Annotated in this window: 5 protein-coding genes; 4 read left to right on the top strand and 1 reads right to left on the bottom strand. The window is 37.8% G+C overall.

Going from position 1 to position 6,094, the window contains the following annotated elements:
- Positions 1-350: 350 nt before the first annotated feature.
- Entirely contained in the window at positions 351-1,583 is a 1,233-nt protein-coding gene (locus ABZB17_RS19440) for an alpha/beta hydrolase family protein (protein WP_372652712.1), read from the bottom strand.
- A gap of 191 nt (positions 1,584-1,774) precedes the next feature.
- Between ABZB17_RS19440 and ABZB17_RS19435 the strand changes: the two genes are divergently transcribed.
- The 4 genes from ABZB17_RS19435 (at position 1,775) to ABZB17_RS19420 (ending at position 4,757) form a co-directional block, all read left to right on the top strand.
- Positions 1,775-2,488 carry a ThuA domain-containing protein gene (locus ABZB17_RS19435; protein ID WP_372652710.1) on the top strand — a complete coding sequence of 238 codons (714 nt, stop codon included), beginning with the start codon at positions 1,775-1,777 and terminating at the stop codon, positions 2,486-2,488.
- A gap of 165 nt (positions 2,489-2,653) precedes the next feature.
- On the top strand, positions 2,654-3,067 hold the full coding sequence (locus tag ABZB17_RS19430) for a hypothetical protein (protein ID WP_303917394.1): 414 nt from the start codon (positions 2,654-2,656) through the stop codon (positions 3,065-3,067).
- 380 nt (positions 3,068-3,447) lie between these two features.
- The gene (locus ABZB17_RS19425; protein WP_372652714.1) at positions 3,448-3,765 is read left to right on the top strand and encodes a helix-turn-helix domain-containing protein; all 318 of its coding nucleotides are present in this window, start codon (positions 3,448-3,450) and stop codon (positions 3,763-3,765) included.
- 323 nt (positions 3,766-4,088) lie between these two features.
- Complete coding sequence (locus tag ABZB17_RS19420; protein WP_372652708.1) at positions 4,089-4,757, top strand: energy transducer TonB; 669 nt, start codon at positions 4,089-4,091, stop codon at positions 4,755-4,757.
- The last annotated feature ends 1,337 nt before the right edge of the window (positions 4,758-6,094 follow it).

The raw sequence follows: 6,094 nt of genomic DNA, 5'->3' as shown, positions 1-6,094 counted from the left end.
GTGATTCGCGCGGTAGCGGCTTTGGAATGGGCATTTTGCGCAGAAAATATGAATCTGAACCGTCAGGATTGATTTTTTGCGCAGAAAATATGAATCTGAACCGTCAGGATTGATTTTTTGCGCAGAAAATATGAATCTGAACCGTCAGGATTGATATTTTGTGCAGAAAATATGAATCTGAACCGTCAGGATTGATAATTTGTACAGAAAATATGAATCTGAACTGTCAGGATTGGCATTTTGCACGCAAAATATGAATCTGAATCGTTTTGGAGTCTGTAAAATATCTTTTAATGAAGTTTCAATAAGGATCCGGGACTTCCGTCTGCTGCTTTGTTCTCCAGGCTTTCTTACATCGCTGCATTTTTCAGTTCCAGAAACCAAAGTATTGATGCCACTCCTGATGGAAGAACACCTCCGGGGTGGTCGAGCCCTTCAAGAGGAATTTTCCGAACTAAATTTGTGGATGCACCGGCGGCTATAAATTCATCATACTTTTCTTCACTCACAATTGGCGGCACATAAGTGTCGGCTGTTCCGTAAAATAAGGTGGTCGGTACAGAGGGTACAAAAGCCGGAACACTGTTATCATGCAACATCTCAATAACAGGCGCATAGTTTGCTTCTGTATTCCATCCGGCAAGGTATTCAGGTGTAAATAAGTCGGAAACGGTAGTAGTTAGCTCAGCGTTTAAATCGGCTCCTGAAGCCTGACCGTCAAACATTGTTTCAATTTTATCGGCATACGGTTCCTGAAAAACGGTATTTACAGGTGTTTCAAGACCGAGTTTCAGGTAGCTGTTAAAAATATACGCCAGAAAATAGGGTTGCGGATAATCTTCCAACCCAACAACATATTCGTTAAGTGTTGCCAGGTTGTATGGACCGGCACTGCAGGCACTAGCTTTTAAATTGTATGAAAAACCGGCATCGGCCTCAATGGCCTGCTGAACCTGCATGGTTGCCCATCCTCCTTGCGAATATCCCGCCAGGTACAAGTCGTCGTTTAGCGAAATTCCTTCCTTGTTATCGATAAATTCACGTACTGCTTCCAGCATGTCGGTAACAGTTTGTACAGTCGACTCGCGATGCAGGTACGGGTGAAACATATCGTCAGATTCGCCAAAACCCAGGTAGTCGGGTAGCGAAATTATAAAACCGGTGGATCCCATCATTTTCAGCATTTTGAAAAGCTGGTTTTCTGAATCAACGCTGGGTGTTTTACTGTGTTCCGTGTTGGTACCGTTTTGGTAACTTAAAACCGGGTAATCACCATCAACGTCGGGGATGGCAACTACACCCGATGCCAAAACCGGACTATCGTCGAAAGTAGTTTTGTAGGTAATTTTATAAACATCAACTCCGGAATATATGAGGTCGCTTATCGCAGATAATTCTTCGTATTCCACACTTGCAGCGGAAATCGTTAAATCAATTACCGTTTTCGAGATCCGAAATTGCAATTCTGCATCAACAAGATAATCATTGGCCGGAGTTACCGGTTCAACATCGTCCATATGGTCGCACGATATAAAAGCAGCTACAATTAACGAGAAGTAAAGAAGAAATAATTTTTTGTTCATGGAAATGTGTTTTCTGAATTAATTTAACCAAAAATAGGGTAATTTTTATTCCTGTAAAACTTTAATTCAGCGATTTATGAATTTCCGGTGTTAACAACAATACTTTTTCGTATTAATATCATACAGATGTTTTTTTTATTTTCGCGATACACAGAGACCGTCCATTTGGGGTTCAATCTTAAAAAATAATAATGAAGAAAACTTTACTTTTAATAATTCTCAGCCTTTTTGCAGGTGTTGTTTTTGCTCAACCAATAAAAGTAATGTTGGTTACCGGAGGACATAGTTTCGATACGCTCCAGTTTTTTCAACTGTTCGATCGGATGCCGGAAATTGAGTATACACATTTTGCTCAACCCAATGCCAACAAAGCAATTGCAAATGGTGTCGCCGACGATTTTGATGTACTTGTTTTTTACGATATGTGGAACAAAATAACCCGGGATGAGAAAGCTGCTTATATACGACTGACTAAAGAGGGAAAACCATTTTTATTTCTACATCATTCGCTCGTTTCGTATCAAAACTGGCCGGCATTTGAGGAAATTGTAGGAGGTCGTTATGTCGAGCAAAGCCGAAAAGTCCCTGAAGAGAAATGGTCGGAATATGAACATGATATGTGGGTATATTGCTCGATTGAAAATTATACTCCTGTAACTGCCGGATTTCGCGAGTTACGTTTTTTCGACGAGGTATACGATAATATTCGAATCTCCGACAATGTAAAACCATTGTTGAGAACGCGTCATCCTAAAAGTGCTGAATATGTTGCGTGGGAGAACCGGTATAACGCCTCAGCGATTGTTTATATACAGCCTGGTCACGATAAACGAACCTACGAAACCGACGAGTACCGAAAGCTACTTTTTCAAGCCATTCAATACCTGAATACTTTCAATAAATAGGGTTAAAATCTGAAAATCGCCTGTTTTTTGCTTAGCCCTGGTGTGTAGTTGAGTGATTTAATATTGAATATAACATCTTTTAACATTTAGATAAAAAACAGATGCTTTAAGGGCTATAAATTTCATTAACTTAGCAAGCGATAAAACCACTTTAACTTGCGAATTATGAAATCATTAAGCAGGTTAATCCACAAATCCAGTATGACATTTTTACCAACCCACTACCCGGTGCACTTTTACGGGCTGCCCGATGGGAAAGTGTATCTGTGTTTTGCACGGTTTTACAAAGCGGGTTTTAATCATACCGATCTGGAATTTGTTTTTGCCCGCCACAACGATTTTATCTACAATTACAATGAGGAGGTTATAGTTCCTATGGCCGAGTTCAGAGCGCCTGTGTATAACGAAATGGTAGATAATCCCGATCCGGATATTACCATTTTAGAAGTAAGACGCGATATACGGTCTTACACCGAAGCGGTGCAATACATCGATAGCCTTAACCTAACCGATTTGGTGTTAAATTCCGGAATTGAAAGTGCTGAACGAATGGCCGAAGAAATACAGATTGGAGCTTAACGCCACTATTTCTATTTGGTTTCAGTCCTCTATTTTGTTTTATCTACATCATACTTCATTCCCTTTTCTCACAAACATTTAAACTTGGTGCTTAAATTTTTTTCGGCAAAATTTCGTATTCTATTACGATTTAATTCCATCCTGTTCCAAATGCAGGGAAAGATGATTACTATTAACCAAAATTTACGTGTTCGGTCAACATGAAAATAACTATGCTTCGCCACATTCTGAGTTTTTATCTGAACTGCGTAGAATCGTGTTACAAAAATTGTCGGAAGATGATTTTGGGGTAAATGTTTTGGCCAAGGAAGTCCGGTTAAGCCGATCGCAGTTATACAGGAAATTAAAAAGTCTCACCGGCAAATCAGCCAGTTGTTTTTATTCGCGAAACACGTTTGCTTCACGCGAGCGAGTTGCTAAAAGAAAATAATAATAATACCGTTTCGGAAATAGCCTACAAGGTTGGTTTTAGTAGCGCCAGCTATTTTAACAAGTGTTTTCATGATTATTTTGGTCATTCTCCGGGTGCCCATAAACACCTCCCTAATTGGCAGAATAACCCTGAAACAGAATTCAAATCTGGCAGAAGAATAAAACCCGGTCCCAATTTATACCACCGGCTAAACCGTCATATTTGGGTCATTATTGTTGCGATATTGCTCGTTGTTTTGCTACTTTTTCTTTGGTTCTGGATATAAGCAGCAGAAGAAAATTGCAACCCCTGACATTCTGGGGTGAACAATAAAAGTATTTTTATTAAGCTCCATCAGGGAGGGAAACAACTGGTGAACTTACAATTTGCAAAATTCATTCAAAATCCATTCTGGGTTCATTAATAAGACATAGTTTAAATAGGCGCTCATAGTTTAAAGAATTTGGAAACATGTGTAATGAATGCAACATAGTTTTAGGACTTTACTTTTCATTTCGACGTAACTTGAATACTAAAAGTTTCTGTTTAGGAAAGGAGGAAAAGTATTCAGAAACCTACTTATTAATGTTAATTAAACACCAGAAAGCCATGAAAAAATTATTATTTATTATGCTGGCAATATGTATATGTTTGCTGGCAGTTGGTCAAAATGATACCCCAAAAGTTTCTTTGGATGAAGTAGCGATCTCTCCACCTGCTTTTACCGGAATTAAAAACTATGTTGATTTTTCGAATGTTGATGCCAATTATTTGCAACGTTATCTCTCTGAAAATATTCAATATCCGGAAAAGGCAGAACGTTGTGGTCGGGAAGGAACAGAAGTGATTAAGTTCAACGTAAATGTTCAGGGTAAAGTAACCGATATCGACATTGTAAATGGTGTGTGCCCGGAAATTGACGATGAACTTATTCGTGTACTTGAATCGACAAATGGAATGTGGAAACCAGGTATTAAAGATGGTATTCCCGTTGCAATGGAGCAGGAAGTTTCTATTGTATTCTCATTGTCGGGAAATGCTGAAGAAACGAATGAAAAATTTCTTAAAGTAGCTACCAGCTGTTTCACACAGGGAGCAGAATGTTTTTTTGAAAAAGGAAAATCGAAAAAAGCAGAACGCCTTCTAACCAGAGGAATCACTTACATGCTTTACGATCAAAGTCTTTTGTTAGTGCGAGGGTTATGCCGTTATGAAAGAGGAAACGTAGCAGGAGCAAGGGAAGACTGGAGCTGTTTTATTGGAACTGGGAACTATTGATTTGAATACTGAATTTTTTGCCCGGGCAAAAGGATTAGAGTCATACGAAGCATTAATGGCCATGATGGAAAAAAGGTAGGCTGTTGATCAAGCATCATTAATGTTTGAAAACTATAAGCCCGGGATTTTATTCCGGGTTTTTATATTGGCTAATGAAATGAACACTACAGATATTTTAGGGGTTAAAAATGCTGAGTCAGGAGTAGGTGAATTGCCTAAAATTAGCGGATTTGGATATATTTATTTGTGTAAGTAGAAAAGAATTATTTTCTTTGTTGGTGATAGGTCGTTCCGACCTATTGTGTGTTTGGGGGTTAACATTAATAAGGGCAGTTGTTGAACTGCCCTTTTCTTTTTAGTCAAATTCAAAACACGTTTTCTCAATAGCCAACTCTTACAATAAAAATGTAAATCGCTGGAAAAGTTGACTTATCACGGATGTTAAAAATGCCGATCAGGTTTTAGGTAGTTTGCTGAAATAGGCTGAAATTACAGGTAGTTCCGAGGTTTTCTGTATTTGAATTTGTAATTTTGAAATAACAATAATCGCACAGATAATTTGTTAGGGAAGAAAAAAATTGGTTAGGGCTTTATTCAATTACCCTTTTCAATTCAACTTTTGCGATTCAATTAAAATTAGGCACAATTCTTTTACATCTTACGAGGACGTAAGAAATATAAAAAGGCAACTGTTGAGTTGCCTTTTGTTTTTTATGGCTTCCCATATTTCAATGTGGTACTTTAAAATTAAGAGGGGTGAGTGCGGCTTATTGCTCCGATTCGCTTATTTATTTTAATGGCATCATTTCGTTTTATACATCTGGATGGTGAATTACTGATGTAAAATTGAAAAACAACCGCGGTGAGGCTGTCCGTTTTATGTTCTATATTGAGAAAAATGTCCCAAAATGAAAACGTCAATAAAAAGTTTGGCACGCCTAAATGTCAGAAAATCAATAGATAAAGTTTTTTGGAACAGCGATTGATATTATCAGGAGAAATTAGGAAAATAAAAATATAGGGTTTGTATAACAGGGTAGAACGACTTCTAATTTGATTGGTTCTGTATAAAGGGGTTTGTAAATTATCAATCATCACTAAAAAGCGTCCTTAAGTTCTACCCTTTCTTTTTGCTTCTTTTTCAATGTTATGTTAATAATAATCTAAGGAGGCTGTAAAAACAAAAGATAATTAAAGGCTGGCCACCATAAAAAAAGCCGTTCATCAACATGAACGGTTTTGTATTTACAAACCACTTCAAAAAGTGTACTGAAAAAGTAGAACCATCCTTAAATGGATCACCACAGTATTTTAATATGCTAAGATTATTGCGTCCG

This window comes from Draconibacterium sp. (assembly GCF_041583095.1).
Classification (GTDB): Bacteria; Bacteroidota; Bacteroidia; order Bacteroidales; family Prolixibacteraceae; genus Draconibacterium.
This window is presented reverse-complemented; position numbering and strand designations above follow the sequence as displayed.

Coding starts and splice junctions, on each gene's coding strand:
- ABZB17_RS19440 (WP_372652712.1), bottom strand. CDS start 1,583: ATGAACAAAAAATTATTTCTTCTTTACTTCTCGTTAATTGTAGCTGCT.
- ABZB17_RS19435 (WP_372652710.1), top strand. CDS start 1,775: ATGAAGAAAACTTTACTTTTAATAATTCTCAGCCTTTTTGCAGGTGTT.
- ABZB17_RS19430 (WP_303917394.1), top strand. CDS start 2,654: ATGAAATCATTAAGCAGGTTAATCCACAAATCCAGTATGACATTTTTA.
- ABZB17_RS19420 (WP_372652708.1), top strand. CDS start 4,089: ATGAAAAAATTATTATTTATTATGCTGGCAATATGTATATGTTTGCTG.